This window comes from Achromobacter spanius (assembly GCF_029637605.1).
In the GTDB taxonomy this organism is placed as follows: domain Bacteria; phylum Pseudomonadota; class Gammaproteobacteria; order Burkholderiales; family Burkholderiaceae_B; genus Achromobacter; species Achromobacter spanius_E.
In genome coordinates, this window is the sequence record NZ_CP121261.1 from 471,631 (window position 1) to 492,820 (window position 21,190).

The window sequence follows — 21,190 nt, forward strand, 5'->3', positions numbered from 1 at the left end:
ATGACCTTTTTTGAAAAACTGATTGCTCAGACCCGTGAAAGCCGGGAATCGCTGGTGGCGATTCCGATCATCCAGGATTGCTTGCGCGGCAAGGTCGCCTTGCCCGCCTACATCGCATTCCTGCGCGAGGCCTACCACCACGTCAGCCATACCGTGCCGCTGATGCATGCGGCCCGTGCCCGCATGCCGGCCCGGCTGGCCTGGATGCTGGCGCCCATCGACGAGTACATCGAAGAGGAAACCGGGCACGACGCCTGGATCCTGAATGATCTGCGGGCGCTGGGGCAAGACGCCGACGAGATCCGCCTGGCCGGCCCAGGCCCCCAGACCGAGGTGATGGTGGCCTATGCCTATGACACGATCGCCCGCAAGAATCCGATGGGATTTTTCGGGATGGTTCACGTGCTGGAAGGCACCAGCGTCGCGCTTGCGTTGAACGCAGCCGATCAGATCCAGCAAAATCTGGGGCTTCCGGCGTCCGCCTTCAGCTATTTGCGCTCGCATGGCACGCTGGACCAGGAACACACCGCGCACTTCGCCGAACTGGTGAACCGGCTGGATGATGCCGGCGACCAGGCAGCGGTGATCCATGCCGCCAATATGTTCTATGCGCTGTATGGCGCGATTTTCCGCGCATTGCCACGTGCGCAGACGCAAGCGGAGGCCGCATGAGCCCGCGCGATGCCTCCATTGTGTTGACCGGCGCCGCGGGCGGCCTGGGCAGCGCGATTGCTCGGCAACTATTCGCTGAAGGCGCGCGCCTGCTTTTGATCGGGCGCACGGCGGGTCCGCTGCTGGCGCTGGCGCAATCGCTGAATGCCGGCGCGCAGGACCGCTCGCGCGTCGACGCCCTGGTGGTGGACGTGACGACGGATCACGGGCGTGCCGCGATCATCGACGCCGCTGCCGCCAGATGCGCGAATGTGCTGATCAACAACGCGGCAGTCGCGGCGTTTGGGTCCGCGCAGGATGTTCAGACCGAAGACGCACGTCGCGTGATGGAAACCAACGTCGTCGCGCCCATGATGCTGACGGCGGGGATGCTGCCGCTATTGCGTAGCCGTCCGCGCGCCCAGGTGTTGAATATCGGATCGACGCTGGGCAGCCTGGGCGTGCCCGGATTCTCGGTCTACGGCGCCAGCAAGGCCGCGCTTCGCATCTATACCGAGTCGCTGCGGCGTGAACTCGCGGACTCAACGGTTCGGGTGCAGTACTACGCGCCCCGGGCGATTGAAACGCCCTTCAATTCGCTTCAGGTCCAGGCTTTCAATAACGCCACCGGCTCCGCCAGCGATACGCCAGAGACGGTGGCGGCGTGCGTGTCACGCATGCTGCGCAGCGAATCGCGCCAAGGTTTCGCGGGCGGCTTCGAAGCGATTGCGGCACGTTTGAACGGCTTGTGTCCCGAGTGGCTGGACGGTGCATTCGCAAAACACCGCCGCGCGCTCACGTCCTTGAAATTTCCTTCAGGAGCCTCTTCATGATTAAAAGACTTCCCTTACTGAATGCCGCCGCGGGCTTACTGGCCAGCGCCGCACTGTCCTTCTCGGCCTTTGCCGCACCGGCGCCCGCGCCCGCCGAGCTTGATCAAGGCATACGCACCCTGCAAAACGACTGGGCGGTGATCCAGTACCAGACTCCCGTCAAGCAGCGCGAGACCCGCTTCGAAGCGCTGTCGCAGCAGGCGCACGCGCTGACGGCGCGCTACGCCACCCGGGCAGAACCGCATATCTGGGAAGGCATCATCCTTAGCTCTTGGGCGGGCGCTAAAGGGGGGCTGGGCGCGCTGGGCCTGGCCAAGCAGGCCAAAGCGGAATATGAAGCCGCGATCCGGATCGATAGCAAGGCGCTAGGCGGCTCCGCCTTGAACAGCCTGGGCGTCCTGTACTACAAGGTGCCCGGCTGGCCGGTGGGATTCGGCGACAACAAGAAAGCCGAAGCCTTGCTGCAACAGGCGCTGGCCGTGAATCCCGATGGGATCGACGCCAACTACTTCTATGCCGACTACCTGGTTTATCGGAACCGGAAGACCGAGGCCATTCCGTATCTTGAGAAAGCACTGAAGGCGCCGCCCCGGCCAGGCAGGGAAGTGGCGGATGCCGGGCGCAGACAGGAGGCCCAGGCGTTGCTGGATACGGTGCGATAGGGGGTGTTGTGATGCCCCTGCCGAAGGCCGCCCTACACTTGCGCCTTCTGATAGCCAGGCGCAAGATTCGGGCCAGCACTTTCAAAGGGACAACACGTACATGACGCTCTCGCTGCACGCCTTTGCCGAGATCCCGACAGAAGATTGGCTGGGCCTGCTGACCCACCCCGACGTGGTTCGTCATATGCCGCTTGCGACCGGCGATTGGTCCGAGGAAGCCGTCGCCGACTGGACCAGGGGAAAAGACGCGCAATGGCTGACCAACGGCTATGGTCCATGGGCCATGCGGATTGATGGCAGGTTTGCGGGCTGGGGCGGCTTTCAAAAGGAAGGCGACGAGGCCGACCTTGCGTTGGTGCTGCTGCCGAAGTTTTGGGGGCAGGGCGCGATGATCTTTCGCCACGTAATGAGCCGCCGCGATGAACTTGGTATCGGCCCGGTAAGCATCCTGCTGCCGCCCAGCCGGTCACGACTGAGAGGTTTGGCCAGGCTAGGCTTTGAGTTTGTGGGTGAACTGGCCTACGAAGGTCAACGCTTTCTGAAGTTTCAAGCCGTCGGGTAAGCGTTGGGGGCGGGAAAAATCCCCCTTGATGCCAAGGCACCTTACCGTCGACACTTTCAATCTTCCCAGAATACGCACCAGCCAAATGACCACCTTAGCGGATCGCCCCAACACGGCATTAGTCGTTATCGACCTTCAAAACGGTGTCGTCGCGACCGCGCACCGACGGCAAGAGGTGCTTAACGCGGTCAACGTTCTTATCGAGCGGGCACGAGCGGCGCGCGTGCCGGTCATCTGGATCCAGCATGCCGGCAAAGACCTGGAAGTGAATAGCGAGGCCTGGAAAATCGTTTCCGAGCTTACTCCGGCGCCAGGCGAGGATATTGTTGAAAAGCACTATCGCGACGCCTTTGAAGACACCCGGCTGGAGCAGGTGCTAGCAAGCCACCGCGTGGGCAAGCTGGTTGTGACGGGCGCCCAGACGGATATGTGCGTTCGGTCTACGTTGCACGGCGCCTTGGCGCGTGGCTATGACGCGACGCTGGTCGGCGACGCTCACACAACAGTAGACATGACGCACAACGGCGCACCGCCGCCTGCCGCCGTGATCAGCCATACAAATATGTACTGGGCAAATCAAAGGGCGCCGGGTCGATCGGGCGGCGTGGTCGAAAGCAAGGACGTGGATTTCACACGATCCGGTTCTTGAACTCAGCCGTTCAGCCCGCGCAAGCATCCGCGGCCCTGTTACCCGGGTCGCTACACGCCTTCCACTTTTCCGGTGGCATCGCGGGTAGCAGCATCACCCGTGTCATTGGGTCCGGGTAGAAAAAGACGCGCCCTGGGTGTTCGCCCATGGCTTGCCACACCTGCTTCTGCTGTACCGGCGTCAAGGCCGCGCCGTTGGGCGTGCCCTGCGCTCCTTCGGCCAGCACAATCTGCGTGTCCGGGTCCCACGACATCATGTCGTCGTCCAGCGGCACGTCGTCCTTGATCTTGACGACGCGCCACGGGTTTTCGGGCACCTCGACCGGTAGCGCGGCCAGTACTTCACGATGCAAGGGAAAGAGGCGATCGGACGGCTTGCCCGGTGGCGCGGGATAGGCAGTCAGCGCTAGGTTGACGCCCGGCGCGTGGTAGTTGGTGCTCTGGCGCACGTAGCGGGGGCCGGGCTTGCCTTGCGCATCCACGGTCTGGACCGCCACCGGCTGTTCCGAGGACACCTTGTCTATCACGCGCAGCAAGCGGCCAGAGGGGTCTCGCACGTATTGACGGCTGGGGCCGACGCCTTGGGCCTCACCGCAGCCGTCGTCGATAAAAGCAGTCAGTTGGCCCTTGGCGTCGCGCTGCAGGCAGGCTCGGCGGGTGGCGGTGTAGGGCTGCGCGCGGGATGCGTCGGTCTGTTGATAGTCGCGTTGGTATTCGCGTTGGTATTCGATATACGCCGCCAAGGCGCCCGCCGTGTCGTATGACAGCGCGAAGCCGCCATCAAGCACGGCCTGGCCGCGTAGGGCGCGGTAGCGTTCCACGCGGCACAGGCGGCCGTCCGGGGCGAAGTACAGCTTGGTTGGCGCGGCGCTCGCGGTCTTGCCGCTGGCGCGATAGGCGGACCAGTCGACTTTGTCCGCCCAGGTGCGCGGCATCAGGTCGCCGGTGTCGTCGATCCAGGCAAGCTTGCGATGGGTCGGCACGCGCTCGCCGCGCTTGCCAAGCAGCACGCGGTCGTCGTCCATGGCGATGGCGATGGGTACGGCGGGCAGGGCGGGCGCCACCGAGAAATCGATATCAGCCGGGCCGCACGCAGCGTGGCCATTTGAGGCGAACAACACCGGCGTGGCCGCCAATAACAGCATCAAGACGTGCGGCAGCTTACGCATATTGCAGCGCGTCCATGAACTTCACCAAGTCCCAGAATTCCTTGGACACGCCACCCAGGCGCAACGTGCCGTGGCTGTCTTCAAAGAGCAAGAAGGGGTAGGCGTTGCGCTCGAACACGCCCGGGTCCGGCAGCCGGTAGGGCTTGAAAATCTCTGGGTTGTTGAAGTAGCGTTCCAGCCGCCCGCCACCGTCCACATGCATGTATCGCACGCGCAAGGTCTGCGACTTGTACTCGTCTTGCAAGTCGGGATACACACCGCCATCACCGGCCACTACCGATTCGGACAAGGCGCCCAGGAACACGGGCAGGATGCCTACGAAGCGGATTTCACCGTGCGTGCTTGCGCCCGGCGCCTGCACCAGCGACTTGACCACTTGCGTGGCGCGCGAGCCGGGCACCAGCGTCTTGGCGAACAGCGCGTCGATGTCGGCGTTGGCCGGGTCGGGCGACTGGCGCAGTGTCTGGAGGTCTTGCCGGAAGGCGTCCAGCCATTGTTGGTAGCGCTGGTTTTCCAGTTGGCGGTCAAACGGCTGGGTCTGTGCTGCGCCTGCATGGGATTCAGCCGGATGCACTTCAGCCACATGCACTTCAGCCACATGTAGTGCAGCCGGATTTACCTCGGCCGCATGTGGCGCGCCGACATGCAGCGCGATCAATGCGGTCGTGGCGAGCATGCCGATGCGTCCAAGCCACGAGCCTGACGCATGAATGGGGGTGGACAGGTATGTGCGCATAGGAGAGCGATGATACTGCCGCGTTCAACGTCTGCCCATCTGCCCTCGAACGACTCCCGTCCTCGCGTCAACACGTGTAGCTAATGCCCAATTGGGCGGTCCACGTAGCGCACGCCCAGGCCCAGGCCAATCCGCGCGCCGGGCCTTCGTGGAATTCGTACATGTTCAGCAGGCTGAACGTGTAGACCATCCATATGCCTGGCCGTTCGGGTTAGGGTCGTTGGATCGTAGGGAGCGATGCGACCACAACTCATCTCCGAGTCGATGCCGCATCGCCAATCGGATGGCAGGCGGTAAGCGCTGTAAACACCACGACGCCGCATGGTTACCTATGCGCTGTCAGTCCACCTTCGCGCCGGACAGGCGCACGAGTTCGGCGGCCTCCGGCATCTGTTTTTTCACGAAGGCCCAGAACGCGTCGGGGCTTGTTGGCTTACCGGGAAATGCGCCTTGGTCGATAAACTGCTTCTGCATCTCCGGTTTGGTCAGTGTCTTTTTCAAGGCAGCGTTAAGTGTTTCAAGCACCGGCGTCGGCGTGCCGGCGGGCGCCACCAGTCCATACCAGTTGTCTGTAAACAGCTTCATGCCCGCTTCCTCGAAAGTGGGAACATCCGGCATCGCCGGATGACGCTCGTGCGCGGCAACAGCAAGGGCTCGCAGTTTTCCGCTGCGGACATACGGCACGGGACCCGTGGTGATCGTGAAGTCGACGCGTCCGGCCATCAGGTCAATCAACATTGGCCCCGATCCTTTAAAGGGGATATGGGCGATGTTTACGTTGGCGAGCTTGTTGAACTGTGCGCCGGCCAGATGCTGGGACGACCCCGAACCGCCGGAACCATAGTTCAGTTTGCCTGGTTGCGCCTTCGCTGCATCGACGATGTCCTGCAACGATTTGAATGGCGAATCTACCGGCACCAGCAATGTCCCTGGCGACGTGTTGATCTGGCCGATGGGCGAAAAGTCTTCTATCGGCTTATAGGGAAGACGGGAAAAGAGAGCGGAATTGAAGCCGTGAGATGCGGATGTAGCGAGCATGATTGTGTACCCGTCCGGCTTGGCCTCGGCGACCAACTTCGATGCGATGTTGCTGCCCGCGCCGGGCCTGTTGTCAACAATGATAGGCTGATGCAACGTCGCGGCCATATCGGCAGCGATGATACGTGCCAGAACGTCGGCGGAACCGCCTGCGGCCCAACCTACGACCAGGGTGATGGGCCGAGTGGGAAACTCCCCTTGTGCGAATGCGGGTACGTGCACGGCAGCAATTCCTGCGACGGCAAGGCCGAGTAGGTGCCGGCGGGTGAAGGCCAAAGTTGTCATGTCTCTCTCCTGTTTTTTTTCAAGCGGGTAAAAATGGAGACGCTAGGGTTTCCTTGCGTCGGCTACCACACAGCTGGCTGGGATCGGCTTGCCCTGTAGCGCCGCGATTACGCATTGCGCGGCAAGCGAATTGGCGCGAGCAAGACCTTCCCGACTTGATCCACCGGTGTGTTGGGTGCAAATAACGTTGGGCAGCGCGAGCAACTCGCGCGTAACGCCGTCGAGCGACGAGTTCCGTTCCGAACCGAGCACGTCAAGCCCGGCGCCTGCCAGCTTTCCGGCCTTGAGAGCCCCAAGTAATGCAGCGTCATCGACCAGCTCTCCACGCGCCGTGTTCACGAGAATGGCGTCGGACTTCATGGCACTGATGGTGAGGTCGTTGATGAGGTGGTGGGTGGAATCGTTTAGCAAGGTTTGCAGGCTGATGAAGTCGCTCTCTGCGAGCAGCTGCGGCAGCGGTTTCAATTCCACGCCGGCCTCTCGTGCTGCGCTTTGCTCGGCATATGGATCGTAGGCGAGCAGTCTCACGTCGAAGCCTCGAAGTCGTCGGGCTACCAGGCGCGCAATCCGCCCCAGCCCGACGAGGCCGACTGTCTTGCCAGACAGCTCGGTGCCCACAAGCACACCCGTCTCTCCTGCCTGCATACGGCGGTGCGATTCAAACAGGCGTCTCGCTACGGCGAGCATCAGACCTACGGCTTGGTCCGCCACGGTAGATTCGTTGCTGCCGGGAGTGATCGTGAGCACTCTTCCCAGTTGTTTCACTGCTGCGACGTCAATGGTGTCGTAGCCCACGCCGCGCCGCGAAAGTACCGTCAGGTGGGGGTACCGCTCCAGCAGGGCTGCGGAAACAGGTGGGATGCCCATGATCCATGCACTACATTGCCCGAGAGCTTCATGCATGCTTTCGGTAATTACCGAATCGACGCCATCGTGTGCAATGCCTCCGGTTCGCACCGAGATACCCGCGTCGCGGAGCATTTGGATCGCTCGAGCGTCAAAGAAGCGGGCGGTGACCAGGACCTCTGGCTGCGCTATCACAGTGTTTCCTCGGCGTCTCGCCGACCACTCAGGCCGGCCAAAAGCGATGAGGCATATTGAGCAGTACGTTGCGCAAGCGCGGGAGATACGCGCGTAATATCCTTACGGATCGGTTTCAGATCTGAGGGCATGGGGAGTAGGAAAAATTCGAGATGCTCGAGGAAGTTGATGCCGACGGCGCTCGCGCCGCTAGCGATCTTGGAGGACGATCCACCGTCTGGCGCGTTCGATCACGGGCCGATCGACCATTCGCCCGTCCAGCATCGCCACGCCCTGACCTTTGGCGGCCGCCTCTTCATCGGCTAACAAGACCCGTCGGGCCCAAGCCAATTCCTGTTCGTTGGGACCGAAGCCCTCATTGGCAACTGCAACCTGGCGGGGGTGTACGCATACCGTGCCGCTAAAGCCCGCAGCTCGAGCTAGCTGCACCAGTTGGGCAAACGCCGTCATGTCTTGAATTTCTGCGACGCTTCCCGGCAGTCCCCAGCAGGCCAGCCGGTAAGCTCTGGCGCAGCACGCTATTGCCTGCGCCGGCCACATGAGAGACTGCGGCTCCGGTGAAACTCCCATTTCAACCGCGTAATCTTCCGCCCCGAATCCCAGGGCGCCCACGGTCGGATGCGCGGTTGCAATGCTCTGTGCCTGAAGGACTCCCAGCGGGGATTCGATGAGCGCGGCAATTGGCAGGGATGGTGTGCCGGCTTCCTGGCGGTCCGCGAGCCTGGTGGCTAGTGCTTGCACTTGCGCCGCCGACTCGACCTTGGGCAGCAGCACGCCTTGCAAGCGCGATAGAGGCAGCGCTTCGAGGTCGAAAGGAAGCAGATCTTCCGACGCATTAACGCGAACAAGAATCGGAGTCTGGCCGACCAATTGTTCAATCGCTTTCCGGGCCAGATCGCGGGCCTCCGACTTCCGATGCAAAGGCACCGCGTCCTCCAGATCGATGACGATGGCGTCGGCGCCGCGCTGTGCAGCTTTCGCCCAGAGGTGTGGCGACGTGGCGGGAACAAAAAGCAGGGAACGAGCTTCGCTCAGGAGCACCGGATCGCTCCTCGCGCGGACATCGCTACAATTTCGGCTTGGTCGACACCTGCCTCCTGAAGCAATTCAGCGGTGTTTTCCCCTAGCGACGGTGCGGCATGGCGGATGAGGCCGGGCGTACGGCTAAGGCGAGGTACGACGTTGTGCATCACCGTGCCGTTGGTATGAGCAGGCGCGACGAAGCACTCGCGTTCGATCACATGTCGATCCGCGACGATTTCCGCGACGTTGTAGACAGGGCCGACGGTGACCCCTTTGGACCGAAATTGCGCGAGGCATGTATCCTGATCCAGTTGCGCGATGCAGTCCTGAATGAGGGCGTCTAGCTCAATGTCGTTTTCCAGGCGCGCAGCGTTGCTCGCGAACCGCGGTGCATCGGCAAGGTCGCCTCTGCCAATTGCCTCGAGTAGGCGGCGGGCCATAGAGTCCGTGGATCCCGACAAGGCGACCCATCGGCCGTCTCTGCACCGGTATGCACCTCGAGGAGAAGCGATCTTTACGGAAGGTTTCGGGACGCGCCCCGTAGCTGAATAAGCGGTCACGTCCGGCCCCATGATGGCCAGCATAGGTTCAAGCAGCGACAGGTCGATCACCTGCCCTTGTCCAGCGTTTACCTCAACCTCTCGCAGTGCACCCAAGGTTGCGAACGCGCCTGTCAGTCCGGCCACCATGTCGGCAAGCGCCAGGTTGGGCAGTTGAGGTACTCCATCGATGGAGTGCTTATGGGCGAAGCCGCAAAACCCCTCCAGCAGGCTGCCAAAACCTGGCAGATCTCGATACGGGCCGGTCTGGCCCCAGCCCGACACACGCACGACTACGAGCTTAGGATTTGTCTTGTGCAGCGTCGCGGGTGCGAGGCCCATGGATTCCAGGGTTCCTGGCCGAAAGCTCTCGATCAGCACTTGCGCGCGGTCTAGCAGCTTGCGCAGAACATCCAGAGCGCCATGATCGCGCAGATCCAGCGCCAAGCTTTTTTTATTCCGCCCGTATACGCGCCACCAACTGTCGAGCTTCTCGCCGTTGTCCTGTTCTTCGCACCAGTGACGCAACGTGTCACCTTCACGGGCGGATTCCACCTTAATCACATCCGCGCCGAAGTCGGCGAGTTGCAGCGACAACATATTGCCAGCCACTAGTCGGGATAGATCAATCACGCGTACGCCATTGAGCATTCCGACCGCGGCCGCTCCATAAGAATCGCTTGAAAGGCCGCGGGTGATGCCTGTATCAGCCATGTTGCTGCTAGGTGGGGTTGAAGCGTCGGTCATGATTGTCTGCGTAGGTTGGCGCGCGAGCATTAGAATGCAGCAAGCGCTCAATGATGACGCGATACTAACGTACAATATGTGCTATGGCAAATAGTGAAGTAGCAACAAAAATCGATCGAAAGGGCGGAAAGAAGCGGCAGCGCGCCTCGGTTGCGCAGGTCAACGCCCACCGGCCGGAAGTGCTGATCACGTATCGGATTTCCGTTTTGGCCCAAGTGCTATCTCGCCTGGTGGATGCGTCAGTGCGCGAGAACCTTGAGCTATCCAGCCGACAATGGCGCGTGCTTGTTGTTCTGAATCGACTTGGTGGCACATCAGCGTCAGGCGCTGTCGCGCGTATGGCGAGCTTTGATCACAGCCAGGTGAGTCGCGTCGCTATGGAGCTTTCCGAGAAGGGATTGATCGCGCTCTCGAACGACCCGACGGACCGTCGTAAGCAAATCCTTTCCCTCACTTCGGTAGGTATCGAACACTTGCGTAGCGGCTTGCCGCATTCCCTTGAGCGCGAGGCAAAGTTGCGGGGACGCCTGACTGACGAGGAGTACACGAGCTTCGGACGTGTTCTGAGCTTGCTCGAGGACGAAGCCAATAAATTGCTGGAAGAGATCAAGCGCCAGGGATAGGCCGGATACGCAACGTCAGAGCGCAACGTGGCCGCAGCCTACCAAAGCGGATTTCACGGTGCGTGCTTGCGTCCGACGCCCGCACCAGGGACTTGACCAATTGTGTTGCCCTCCAGCGAAGCAGGCATTAGATTGCCGACGCTACAGCGCAGCCTCTTCAACTATCCAGTCCAGGAACGCACGCACTTCCGAGCGTTCCGCAGCCCCTGGCCGAGTCACCGCGTAATACGCGAATCGCGCGGGCCACGGCTTGTCCAGGACCTGCACGAGCCGACCCGCCGCGATTTCATCTTGGGCATAGGCTTCTGGAACCAGCGCCAAGCCTTGGCCCGCTTCTGCCGCGCGGATCAGCAGGAAGTCATCCTCGAATGTGTTGCCGCGCTCTGCGCGCGCGTCGTCATCGACCCCGTGCGCCTTCAGCCAAAGCGACCAATCCGCGCGGTCGGAATCATGCAGCAGGGGGTAGTTGAGGCAATTGCGGGCTTCACGGATCTCCGCCTGCTGGTTCTGCATAAAGGCGGGCGAAGCCACGGGTATCAATACGGGTGCCATCAGCGGCCTGACATCCAGCCCGGGATAGTCGCCCAGCCCATGGCGCAAAGCCATGTCCACGCGATCACGGCGCAGGTCAACCAGCTCGGACGTGGCTTCCACGCGGACTTCGATATCGGGGTGCAATTGCTTGAAGCGTCCCAGCCTGGGCACCAGCCAGGAAGCTGCGAAGGAGGCGACCGTACTGACCGTCAGACTCTTGCCGCCCTTGGCTGCTTCCAAGGCATGTACCGCCTGGTCAATTTGAAGGAACGCATTCAGTAGCTTGGGGTGGAAGCTTGCGCCGGCAGCGGTCAGGCGCATGCCAAGGCGCTCGCGCTCCAGCAATACAACGCCCAGGCGGTCTTCCAGCAATCGAATTTGTTGGCTCACCGCGCCTGGCGTGACGTGCAGCGCCTGTGCCGCGGCCTTGATGCTGCCGCGCTGTCCCACTTCCACAAAGGTGCGCAGCGCTTGCAAGGGATAAGTCATTTGGAGTTTAGATTTACTAAATTTAATTGGCAGAAAGCATCGCTTCTAACGAAGCAGAATAAGCATGAGAATTCGTGCTCCCCCTGCGAACCCATTAATTTAGTTTATCTATAGCCGCTATGCTGCATCTTTATTCAGACAGTTCGCCCAATGGCTTCAAGGCAAGCATTGCACTAGAAGAGCTTGCCTTGCCGTATCGCCTGCACCACGTGCGCATCGATGAAGGCGAACATCGCCAGCCGGACTTTCTTGCGCTGAACCCGCATGGCCGCATTCCCGTGCTGGCGGACAGCGAGACGGGCGTGGTGCTTTTTGAATCCGCGGCCATTCTTCTGTACCTGGCTGACAAGACGGGCAAGCTGCTGCCCCCGGACCCGCTTGCCCGCTGGGAAGCCATCAAGTGGTTGCAGTTCCACGCGTCCAGCGTGGGGCCGATGCTGGGCCAGCGCGTGCACTTCGAGCTCTTTGCGCCGGAACCCATCCCCAGCGCCATCGACCGATATCGGCGTCTTACCGAAGACGCGTTCGTGGTGCTGGATCGCGTGCTGGCAAATCGCGCTTATCTGGCCGGTGATGACTATTCCATCGCGGACATCGCCCATTTCGGCTGGACGCACATCGCGCGAATCATCCATTTCGACTTCAGCCGGCATCGTCACTTGAGCGCATGGCATGAACGCGTGGCGGATCGACCCGCCGTGCGCAAGGGCATCACGTTACCGGCACCGGCAACCGGCGCGTGAAGACAAGGCACGGCCCAACCACCACCCGATCACAATCCGACCACAACCCAATGAACGCAACCCACTTTCCCGCACACACGAGCGGCGCGTCCTACGCCGCGTTTTACGCACACCCCGGATACCGTCGCATGTTCGCGCCGGATAAATTAACCGTTGGCATCTTTCTGCCGCTGCGCCACTACGCGGGCGACATGAGCGTGCTCGCCGGCCAGGCCGACCTGGTCAGCCAGATCGACAGGCAGGGCTTCGCCGCCGTCTGGGTCCGCGACGTGCCCTTGTTCGATCCGTCCTTTGGAGACGCCGGGCAGGTGTTCGACCCTTTCACCTATCTTGCGTACCTGGCCGCGCGTACGAAGCACGTGGCACTGGCCACCGGCAGCGCCGTTGTCTCTTTGCGTCACCCCATCGACCTTACCAAAGCCGCCACAACGATTGATCAGTTGTCTGGCGGCCGCCTGGTGATGGGCGTGGCGTCCGGCGACAGGCCGATTGAGTTCCCGGCTTATGGGCTGGAACACGGGGATAGGGCAGGGCGCTTCGCCCAAGCGCTCAGCTACATGCGCCAGCTTATGCAGGCCGGGCCGTTGGCCATCGATTCCCCGCTGGGTCACTTCAAGGGCGCCGAGTTCCTGCCCAAGCCCGTCGCGGGCGCGATTCCGATGATGGTGACGGGCTCGTCCGGCCAATCGCTCGCGTGGATTGCCGAACACGCGGATGGTTGGCTGACGTACCCCAACGCAACCCATACCGCCACAGGCCCTCAGCATCTGGCCGAAAAAATCCGTGCCTGGCGCGACCTTATTCCCGGGGGCGCATTTCGTCCGCACATGACCAACGAATGGATTGATCTGGTGGATGACCCCGACCATCCGCGCACGCCGTTGCACGGCGGCTATGTGCTGCGCACCGGGCGCAAGGGCCTGATGACGCTGTTGGAAGCGTGGCAGGCGGCGGGCGTGAACCACGCCGCCCTGGGAATACAGTTTTCGCAGCGCCCGGCATCCGAGGTGTTGGAGGAACTGGCCGCCGACGTGCTGCCGCATTTTCCATCGCACGGGGCGGTGCCTGCGTCGACGGTTGCGTGGTGAAGGCCTTGCGCAAGCCGTCCGGCCGGGGAGGGTGACGCGATAGCGGCGACGGCGGAAAGGGGCCCCGGTGACGGGCCCGCCGCCTCAATTCACCTGGATCTTCGCGCTGTCGATAATCTGCTTCCAGCGTCGTGTTTCCTCGGCGGACAGCTTCGCCAGGTCTTCGCTGCTGCCCGGGAACGGCACCGCGCCTTGCTCAGCCAGTTGCTCCTCCATCGCCTTGTCGCGGGCCAGGGCGACGACCGTGTCCTGCAGTTTGCGCAGCACCTGCGGATCGGTGCCGGCCGGCGCCATCACGCCATACCAGGACTCGACGACCGCGTTCTTCACACCGGCCTCGGCCAGCGTCGGGATATCGGCGATGGCATCGCTGCGCTTGTCGCTGGCCACCGCCAGCACCCGCACCTGCCCTGAATTCACGTAGGGCAGCACATTCGGCAGGTTGGCAAACAGCACCTGTACCTGGCCCGACAGCAGGTCCGACGTCGCGGGACCCGCGCCGCGATACGGCACGTGCTCGAAGCGGGCGCCGGAACGGAACATGAACAGCTCGCCCGTCATGTGATTGACTGAACCGATGCCGGCCGATGCCATGTTCAGCTTGCCGGGATTGGCCTTGCCATAGGCCACCAGTTCGGCCACGGTCGTGGCCGGTGTGTTCTTGGACACCGCCAGCACATTGGGTACCGTCGAAAACAGCGCTACCGGCGCGAAATCCTTGTCAGCGTTGTAGGGCAGGCTTTTCGATATCAGCGGCTGAATCGACTGCTGTCCCATCGTCGCCAGCAGCAGCGTATAGCCGTCCGGCGCCGCTTTGGCCACGAAGTTGGCGCCGATGCTGCCACCCCCGCCGGGCTTGTTTTCCACAATGACTGTCTGCCCCAGCGTCTCGGACATGCGGTTGGCCAGCAAGCGTCCCATCAGGTTGACCGTGCCGCCTGGGGCGAACGGAACCACCAGCGTGATCGGCTTGCTGGGATAGTCGCTAGCCGCGTGGGCCAACGGGTTGAGGCTGATGGCCGCGGTCAGCGCCGCCGCAAAAGAAAGTGCTTTGACTTTGAACATGATTGAATTCCCCTTGCCTTGGTTGATTTATACGGCGAAGCCTCAGGCGGCGGCTACGCCAGATTCCTGGTTGACCAGCGCATTGACGCGCCGGCGCAGCATTTCGCTGGCGTCGGCGGCGCGTTGCCGCGCCGCGTCAATCACCGCCTGCCGCGCGTCTAGAATCGTTTGCTGTTCCCGCAGATGTACTCGCACCGATTGCGGTGCCGGGCCGCCTAGCGACACACGCGCGGCCACGTTGCGCACCGGGTCCAGGCAGGCGGCGATGTCGTCGGCCGCCAGTGCCACCGGCCGGCCCAACTGTTCTTGCGCAGCGGCCGAAATCATGGCTGGGGTGATGGCGTGCGCCGGCAAACCCTGCTCCAGCGCCTGCCGAACCACCGCGCCGATGATATGGTGCGCATCGCGAAACGAGGCGTCGGCCTTGCGCACCAACAGGTCCGCAAGATCGGTCACGGTCGAGAAATCATCCGCTGCGCGTGCCGCCATGCGCGCCCGGTTGGGCTCGACCTGCTCCACCAGCAGGCGCATCAGTTCCAGCGCCTTCAGAGATTCTTCGCAGGCTTCCCAGCAGGTGCGCGTGCTTTCCCGGCTGCTGTCGCCGGAGTGGGTGAAATGGGTGGACTTGACCGTGGATAGTGCTGCGGCGGTCAGGCCGATCAGGTGCCCCGTCTTGCCGCGCAGGTACTCCAGCACCGCCGGATTCTTTTTCTGCGGCATGATGCTGGACGTGCTGGCGATACTGTCCGGGAACGACAGGTAGCCGAATTCGGGCGTGGACCAGATATAAAAATCCTGCACCATGCGGCTGCAGGTCACCATCATGATCGACAGCGTTGCGCTGAGTTCCAGCGCGAAATCGCGTGACGCCACGGCATCCAACGCATTGGCCAGCGGCGCGCTGAAGCCCAGCATGGCGCTGGTGTCGGCACGGTCGATCGGAAACGACGTGCCCGCCAAGGCGCAGGCGCCCAGCGGCGAGGCGTCCGCCGTGTCCAGCGCGTGCGCCAGGCGGCCGATGTCGCGCGACCAGGCATCCACCAGCGCCGACAGGTAATAGCCATAGGTAATGGGTTGCGCTGCCTGCATGTGGGTGTAGCCCGGCATCACCCAATCGGCATAGCGCTCGGCCTGGGCCAAGGCGACGCGCGCCACCTCGATCAGCGCGGTAGCGATGCGGGCGGCGAAATCGCGGGCTCGCATGCGGTCGATGGTAGCGCCGATGTCATTGCGGCTTCTTGCGGTGTGCAGACGGCCGCCCAGCTCCTGGCCAACCGCTTTGATCAGGTGCGCCTCGTAGTTGAAATAGGCCTCTTCACGCGCCGGGTCCAGTTCAACCGCATGGGGCCCGTCGGCCTGCATTGTGAGCAGCGCGCGCGCCAGACGCAGCGTGGCGTCGTGTTCCAGGATGCCTTGCTCGCGCAGCATCAGCAGGTGCGCCAGGTTGATCTGGGTAAGCATCTCGAAATTGGTGAAGAACTCCCGGTTCAGGCGCGGAAGGAAAATGTGCTGCAGCACCTCTTTGGCAAGAGGTTGCTTGAGACGGGCGCTGACTTTGGATTCCATATCGGTCCGGTGGCTGTGAGGCTTAAAACCGTAGTCTCCCGCCGCGCCAATTCATGCGTCAAATCAGAGTTTTACGGCTTCAAATACAAAACTGATATGATTTGAACGCTCATTTCCGGACCCGATCCCGCGCATGAATTTCAAACAAGTCGAGGCCTTTCGCGCCGTCATGATGACCCGCTCCATGACCACCGCGGCGGGCCTGCTGCACACGTCGCAACCGAACGTCAGCCGCTGGATCGCGCTGCTTGAGAAGGCGCTGGGCTTCGTGCTTTTTCAGCGGGTCGGCACCCGCATCATCCCCACGCCCGAGGCCGAAGCGTTCTACGCCGACGTCGAACGCGCCTTCATCGGCCTTGAATCGCTGAACGACAGCGCCAGTTCCATACGCCGTCGTGGCACCGGCCTGTTGCGCGTCGGCGCGGTCGGCTCCATCACCCAGTGCGTGTTGCCCGACGCGATCGCGCTGTTCCGGCGCAAGTTCTCGGACATCCCGGTGGTGGTCAACACCGGCGGTTCGGACGTGGTCGCCAAGTGGCTGGCCACCGGCGTCTGCGACATCGGCTTTTGCTCGCTGCATACCGATCTGCCCGGCGTGCGCTACGAGCGCATCAACACGGCCCATGGCGTCGGCATCGTGCCGCGCACCCATCGCTTGGCGACGAAAAGGAAACTGGCGCCGACGGACTTCCGCGACGAGAACTTCATCTCGCTACCCACCGGCAGTTTCAACCGCGCCGCCATCGATCGCCTCTTTCCCGACGATGCGCGCATCCTCTCGATCGAAACCCCCTATGCGACCACCATCTGCAGCATGGTCGCCAAGGGGTTGGGCGTCTCTATCGTCAACCCCGTGGTGCCGCGCGCCCTGGGCATTTCCGCGCTGCGTGAAATCCCGTTTTCGGAAAAGGTGGAATTTCACAGCTATGCCGTTACCTCCGACCACTTCCCGGTCAGCACGTTAGCGCGGCGTATGGCCGAATGCGTGCGCGAGACCTTGGCCGCGGTCAATGCGCCGGCCAAGCGACGCTGACGGCCCGATGAAACTTCTCGACAAGATCAATAATGATTACAATTCCCATTCGTAAATTTGGGAAGCGATCGCGCTGCCGCCATGTCGTCCTTGGAATCTCTGGAGCACCGCGAGCTGGGCTTGCTCTACCGCGACCACCACGGGTGGCTGCGGAGTTGGCTGCAACGGCGCTTGAGCGTGCCCGCCGAAGCTGCTGACCTGACGCAGGACACCTTCATGCGCCTGCTGGCATCGCCGGCGTCGATGGCGCAGTTGCAGGGGGTGCGGCAACCGCGCAGTTTTCTGGCAACGGTGGCTCAACGCACGTTGGTGGATCACATCCGCCGCCAAGTCTTGGAACGCGCCTGGCTGGAAACGCTGGCGCAGCAGCCCGAGGCGCACGCCATTTCCCCCGAGACGCAGGCCATCCTGCTGGAAACCATCCGCGAGATCGACGCCATGCTGCACGGCCTGGGGCACAAGGTGCGACGCGCCTTCCTGATGTCTCAGCTTGAAGGCGCCAGCTATGCGGACATCGCCGGGCAGTTGGGCGTCACGGTCAGTTCGGTCAAGAAGTACATGGCGCGCGCCACCGAGCATTGCCTGGTGTATGCCTTGGAAAGGCAGTAGCGCCGATGGCCGACAAGACCATCACCGCGGCGGCGCAATGGTATGCGCGCTTGTGCGCCGACGACGTCAGCGCGGCCGATGTGGCGGCGCATGGCCGCTGGCTAGCGGCCGACCCGGAACACGCGCGCATCTGGCGCCAGGTGGAGCGGCTGCGCGGCACCTTGGGCTCGGCGCCCGCCCGGCTTGCCGCCGACACGCTGAACCGCGCCGATCATCACTTCGCGCGGCGACGCGCCGTCTTGCGCAGCAGCCTGGGCGCGGTGGCGCTGATGGGCGCGGGCGGTGTGCTGGCCTGGCGCGTCTTGCCGGTTGAGCAGATGGTGGCCGGATATCTGGCCGACTACCGTATGGGCACGGGCGAACGCCGCGAGCTCTTGCTGACGGACGGCACGTTGCTGTGGTTGGACAGCGCCAGCGCGGTGGATGTGGCGGTGGACGCACGCGGGCGCCACATCACCGTGCATGCCGGCGAAGTCCTGATCGATACCGAACACGCTACGCCGGGCCTGCCGCCGCTACGGGTGAGCACGCGCCACGGCACCGTGCGCCCCTTGGGCACGCGCTTCACGGTCAACCGGCTGGATGACATGACGCGCGTGGCGGTGCTGCGCCATGCGGTCGAACTGCTGCCGGCCGATGGCGGGGCGGCGCTGGTGCTGAAGGCGGGCGAACAAGGCGTGCTGCAAACGGCCGCCGCCCGCAATGAAGGCGCGATCACCGGCGAACCCGACGCCTGGACGCGCGGCCTGTTGGTCGTGGATGGCATGCGCCTGGCCGACTTCGTGGCCCAATTGGATCGCTACCGTCCGGGCCACCTGCGCTGCGACGAGGCGGTTGCGCAGTTGCGTGTGTCGGGCGCGTTTCCCATTGACGACACCGACCGCGCGCTGGCCGCCGTGGAACGCGCCTTGCCCGTGCGGGTATCCCGCTTTACCCGCTACTACACCCGGATCACCACCCGGGGCTGAATTTATTTTCGCCGGGCATTGTCCTTTTTCCGCGCTCATCCGACTTAGCAGGGATTACGTCGGATTTGATTCACGGAAACCTTCATCCCATGCCTTCCTTACCGTCCAAACATCGCCACCCCGGCACCTTGGCGCCCGTTGCGTGCGCGCTCTTTACCGCCTTGATGGCGCTGGCGTCCGCCCCGCCCGCCTGGGCCCAAGCCGCTGATTCGGCCGCCAGCGCGCGTCGTTATGACGTGCCTGCCGGGCCGCTGGGCTTGGCCTTGAGCCGCTTTGCCGCGCAGGCGGGCGTCGTGCTGTCCTTCGATGCGTCGCTGACGCAGGGCAAGCAAAGCGCGGGCCTGCAAGGGGAATACGGCATTGCCTCGGGGCTGGCGGCAATGCTGGCGGACACGGGGCTGGAAGCGGTCAGCCAGGGCGGCAACAACTACGGCGTGCGGCGCGCGTCCGCGCAGACGCTGGCGCCCGTCGAGGTCCTGGGTTCGCGTGAACCCGGCCCTAGCGAAGGCACGGACTCGTACACGGTGGGCGTGTCCACCACGGCCACCAAGCTGCCGATGAGCTTGCGCGAGACGCCGCAGTCGGTGTCGGTGATGACGCGCCAACGCTTGTCGGACCAGGGGCTCAATACGCTGGAAGACGCCATCGCCAACACGCCCGGGCTGACCCTCAAGAAGAAGGGATCGGCCGACGACAACGAAAAAGGCTTGTACGCGCGCGGCATGGAAGTCACCAACATGCAGGTGGACGGCGTGCCCACGCACAAGGACTTCAATGCGCTGGGGCTGGACACTGCGCTGTATGACCGGATTGAAGTGGTGCGCGGGTCAACGGGCTTGTTGAACGGCGCGGGTAATCCGGCGGCGTCCATCAACCTGGTGCGCAAGCGGCCGACGCCGGAATTTCAGGCCGGCGTGGGCGCGGCGGTGGGGTCATGGGACTACAAGCGCACGGAATTTGATTTGGGCAGCCCGTTGGACGAAGCCGGCAAACTGCGCGGCCGCGTGGTGGGTGCGTGGCAAGAGGGCGGCTCGTTCATCGACCGCGTCAAGCAGGATTCGCAACTGCTCTATGGCGTGATCGAGGCCGACCTGGGCGAACGCACGATGCTGACCTTGGGCGGCGAGTACCAGCGCAAGCACTGCACGGCGTGCTCGTACTTCGGCTTTCCGGCTGCATACGCGGATGGCACGAAAACGGATTTCCGCCAGAGCTTCAACTCGGCCACCGACTGGAGCCGCCAGACCCGCACCCGCTACAACGTGTTCGCCACGCTGGACCACGAGTTTGCCCCGCTGTGGAAAGGCTCGGTAACCGTGTCGCACACGGGTGACGACAACGACCGCACCTATGGCTGGTTCAGCAGCAACGGCTGGGCGGATCCCAACACGGGCCGGGGCGCATCACTGTGGGTCGCCAAATGGCCGATTCCCAAAACCCAGAACGCCGTGGACGCCAGCCTGAGCGGCGCCTTCAACGCGTTCGGCCGCCAGCACGACCTGGTGGTCGGGGCCAGCCTGTCGCGCACCCGGGGCGACTACGACATGTACCCGCTGTGGACGGCGCCGGGCTATGACGCCAAGATCCCCGACATCCGCGATTGGTCCGGCAACATGCCCGAGCCCGACTGGCAGACCACGGGCAAGCGTTACTACACCGAGAAGCAATCGTCGATCTACGGCGCGCTGCGCCTGCGCCCGACGGATGCCTTGTCAGTGGTGCTGGGATCGCGCGTGACGTGGTGGGACCAGCAGGCGTCCTACAACTACAACGACGGTACGTCGTACCCGGACAATATGCGCGAGCAGGGCGTCTACACGCCTTACGCGGGCCTGGTCTACGACCTGACGCCCACCTTGTCGGCATACGCCAGCTACACCAGCATCTTCCAGCCGCAGCAGGCGCAGGACGTATCGGGCGGCGTGCTGGAACCCATCAAGGGCAATACCTACGAGATCGGCCTGAAGTCGACGTGGCTGGATGGCCAGCTGAACGGGTCGCTGGCATTGTTCCGCACGCGCCAGGACAACTACGCCATGATCGACGGCGACAAGCTGGCGCCCAATGGCGACAGCGCCTACGTGGCCGCCGATGGCGCGGTGATGCGCGGTGTCGAAGCAGAGCTCAGCGGCGAGCTGACCCCAGGGTGGCAGATGCAGTTGTCGTACGCCTATGTAGACCGCCGCCTGCCGCAAGGCTTCATCACGCAGGTAGGCCTGCCGCGCCACATCGCCAAGCTGTACACCACCTATCGCCTGCCGGGCGACCTGAGTGGGCTGACGGTGGGCGGCGGGGTGCGTTGGGAAAGCGGCAGCGACTATTCCATGCGTGGCCCCGGTGGGCAACAGTTTGAATCGTCGCAAAGCGGCTATGCGCTGGTGGACCTGATGGCTCGCTACCAGTTCAACCGCCAATGGTCGGCGACCTTGAACCTGAACAACATCTTCGATAAGAAGTACTACGCCAGCACCAACGTCTACAGCAACTACTACGGCGCGCCGTTCAGCGCCATGCTGGGCGTGAACTACAAGTATTGAA

The 21,190-nt window shown here is 63.1% G+C and carries 21 protein-coding genes; 12 read left to right on the plus strand and 9 right to left on the minus strand.

Annotated elements, in window-relative coordinates; genetic code table 11:
• From P8T11_RS02150 to P8T11_RS02170, 5 genes are all read left to right on the plus strand, one after another.
• Complete coding sequence (locus tag P8T11_RS02150) at positions 1–672, plus strand: TenA family transcriptional regulator (protein ID WP_268078553.1); 672 nt, start codon at positions 1–3, stop codon at positions 670–672.
• Positions 669–1,484, plus strand: a complete 816-nt coding sequence (locus P8T11_RS02155; protein ID WP_268078552.1) for an SDR family oxidoreductase — start codon at positions 669–671, stop codon at positions 1,482–1,484. Before P8T11_RS02150 ends, P8T11_RS02155 begins: the two co-directional genes overlap by 4 nt.
• A complete protein-coding gene (locus P8T11_RS02160) occupies positions 1,481–2,146 on the plus strand; it encodes a hypothetical protein (RefSeq protein WP_268078551.1) in 666 nt (221 codons plus the stop codon). Before P8T11_RS02155 ends, P8T11_RS02160 begins: the two co-directional genes overlap by 4 nt.
• A gap of 100 nt (positions 2,147–2,246) precedes the next feature.
• The gene (locus P8T11_RS02165) at positions 2,247–2,708 is read left to right on the plus strand and encodes a GNAT family N-acetyltransferase (RefSeq protein ID WP_268078550.1); all 462 of its coding nucleotides are present in this window, start codon (positions 2,247–2,249) and stop codon (positions 2,706–2,708) included.
• 85 nt (positions 2,709–2,793) lie between these two features.
• The gene (locus P8T11_RS02170) at positions 2,794–3,357 is read left to right on the plus strand and encodes a cysteine hydrolase family protein (RefSeq protein ID WP_268078549.1); all 564 of its coding nucleotides are present in this window, start codon (positions 2,794–2,796) and stop codon (positions 3,355–3,357) included.
• A gap of 10 nt (positions 3,358–3,367) precedes the next feature.
• On the opposite strand, the gene P8T11_RS02175 is transcribed toward P8T11_RS02170, so the two are convergent.
• The 6 genes from P8T11_RS02175 to P8T11_RS02200 all read right to left on the minus strand — a co-directional run bounded on the left by P8T11_RS02175 (position 3,368) and on the right by P8T11_RS02200 (position 9,934).
• Positions 3,368–4,525: a hypothetical protein gene (locus P8T11_RS02175; RefSeq protein WP_268078548.1), complete on the minus strand. Its 1,158-nt coding sequence runs from the start codon at positions 4,523–4,525 to the stop codon at positions 3,368–3,370.
• Positions 4,518–5,201, minus strand: coding sequence for a hypothetical protein (locus P8T11_RS02180; protein WP_268078547.1), 684 nt, complete (start codon positions 5,199–5,201; stop codon positions 4,518–4,520). The genes P8T11_RS02175 and P8T11_RS02180 overlap by 8 nt, the downstream gene beginning before the upstream one ends.
• A gap of 399 nt (positions 5,202–5,600) precedes the next feature.
• Positions 5,601–6,584 carry a Bug family tripartite tricarboxylate transporter substrate binding protein gene (locus tag P8T11_RS02185; RefSeq protein WP_268078546.1) on the minus strand — a complete coding sequence of 328 codons (984 nt, stop codon included), beginning with the start codon at positions 6,582–6,584 and terminating at the stop codon, positions 5,601–5,603.
• Positions 6,585–6,626: 42 nt separating this feature from the next.
• On the minus strand, positions 6,627–7,565 hold the full coding sequence (locus tag P8T11_RS02190; protein ID WP_268078545.1) for a phosphoglycerate dehydrogenase: 939 nt from the start codon (positions 7,563–7,565) through the stop codon (positions 6,627–6,629).
• Between the two features lie 249 nt (positions 7,566–7,814).
• A complete protein-coding gene (locus tag P8T11_RS02195) occupies positions 7,815–8,666 on the minus strand; it encodes an HpcH/HpaI aldolase/citrate lyase family protein (RefSeq protein WP_268078544.1) in 852 nt (283 codons plus the stop codon).
• Complete coding sequence (locus P8T11_RS02200; RefSeq protein WP_268078543.1) at positions 8,657–9,934, minus strand: CaiB/BaiF CoA transferase family protein; 1,278 nt, start codon at positions 9,932–9,934, stop codon at positions 8,657–8,659. The genes P8T11_RS02195 and P8T11_RS02200 overlap by 10 nt, the downstream gene beginning before the upstream one ends.
• A gap of 83 nt (positions 9,935–10,017) precedes the next feature.
• Between P8T11_RS02200 and P8T11_RS02205 the strand changes: the two genes are divergently transcribed.
• Positions 10,018–10,557: a MarR family winged helix-turn-helix transcriptional regulator gene (locus P8T11_RS02205; protein ID WP_268078542.1), complete on the plus strand. Its 540-nt coding sequence runs from the start codon at positions 10,018–10,020 to the stop codon at positions 10,555–10,557.
• 141 nt (positions 10,558–10,698) lie between these two features.
• Here P8T11_RS02205 and P8T11_RS02210 read toward each other — a convergent pair whose 3' ends face one another.
• Positions 10,699–11,580: a LysR substrate-binding domain-containing protein gene (locus tag P8T11_RS02210; protein WP_268078541.1), complete on the minus strand. Its 882-nt coding sequence runs from the start codon at positions 11,578–11,580 to the stop codon at positions 10,699–10,701.
• A gap of 119 nt (positions 11,581–11,699) precedes the next feature.
• Here P8T11_RS02210 and P8T11_RS02215 point away from each other — a divergent pair, with 119 nt between their 5' ends.
• Together P8T11_RS02215 and P8T11_RS02220 are read left to right on the plus strand one after the other, a co-directional pair.
• Entirely contained in the window at positions 11,700–12,323 is a 624-nt protein-coding gene (locus P8T11_RS02215) for a glutathione S-transferase family protein (protein ID WP_268078540.1), read from the plus strand.
• Positions 12,324–12,451: 128 nt separating this feature from the next.
• Complete coding sequence (locus tag P8T11_RS02220; protein WP_268078539.1) at positions 12,452–13,411, plus strand: LLM class oxidoreductase; 960 nt, start codon at positions 12,452–12,454, stop codon at positions 13,409–13,411.
• An 84-nt stretch (positions 13,412–13,495) separates the two neighbouring features.
• On the opposite strand, the gene P8T11_RS02225 is transcribed toward P8T11_RS02220, so the two are convergent.
• Positions 13,496–14,476, minus strand: a complete 981-nt coding sequence (locus P8T11_RS02225; RefSeq protein ID WP_268078538.1) for a Bug family tripartite tricarboxylate transporter substrate binding protein — start codon at positions 14,474–14,476, stop codon at positions 13,496–13,498.
• Between the two features lie 42 nt (positions 14,477–14,518).
• Complete coding sequence (gene argH / locus P8T11_RS02230) at positions 14,519–16,042, minus strand: argininosuccinate lyase (protein WP_268078537.1); 1,524 nt, start codon at positions 16,040–16,042, stop codon at positions 14,519–14,521.
• Between the two features lie 133 nt (positions 16,043–16,175).
• Between argH and P8T11_RS02235 the strand changes: the two genes are divergently transcribed.
• From P8T11_RS02235 to P8T11_RS02250, 4 genes are all read left to right on the plus strand, one after another.
• Positions 16,176–17,075 carry a LysR substrate-binding domain-containing protein gene (locus P8T11_RS02235; RefSeq protein WP_268078536.1) on the plus strand — a complete coding sequence of 300 codons (900 nt, stop codon included), beginning with the start codon at positions 16,176–16,178 and terminating at the stop codon, positions 17,073–17,075.
• Between the two features lie 81 nt (positions 17,076–17,156).
• Positions 17,157–17,684, plus strand: coding sequence for a sigma-70 family RNA polymerase sigma factor (locus tag P8T11_RS02240; RefSeq protein WP_268078535.1), 528 nt, complete (start codon positions 17,157–17,159; stop codon positions 17,682–17,684).
• A 5-nt stretch (positions 17,685–17,689) separates the two neighbouring features.
• On the plus strand, positions 17,690–18,652 hold the full coding sequence (locus P8T11_RS02245) for a FecR domain-containing protein (protein WP_268078534.1): 963 nt from the start codon (positions 17,690–17,692) through the stop codon (positions 18,650–18,652).
• An 89-nt stretch (positions 18,653–18,741) separates the two neighbouring features.
• Positions 18,742–21,189 (plus strand): TonB-dependent siderophore receptor, encoded by a 2,448-nt coding sequence (locus P8T11_RS02250; RefSeq protein WP_268078533.1) that lies wholly within the window; start codon positions 18,742–18,744, stop codon positions 21,187–21,189.
• Position 21,190 lies beyond the last annotated feature (1 nt).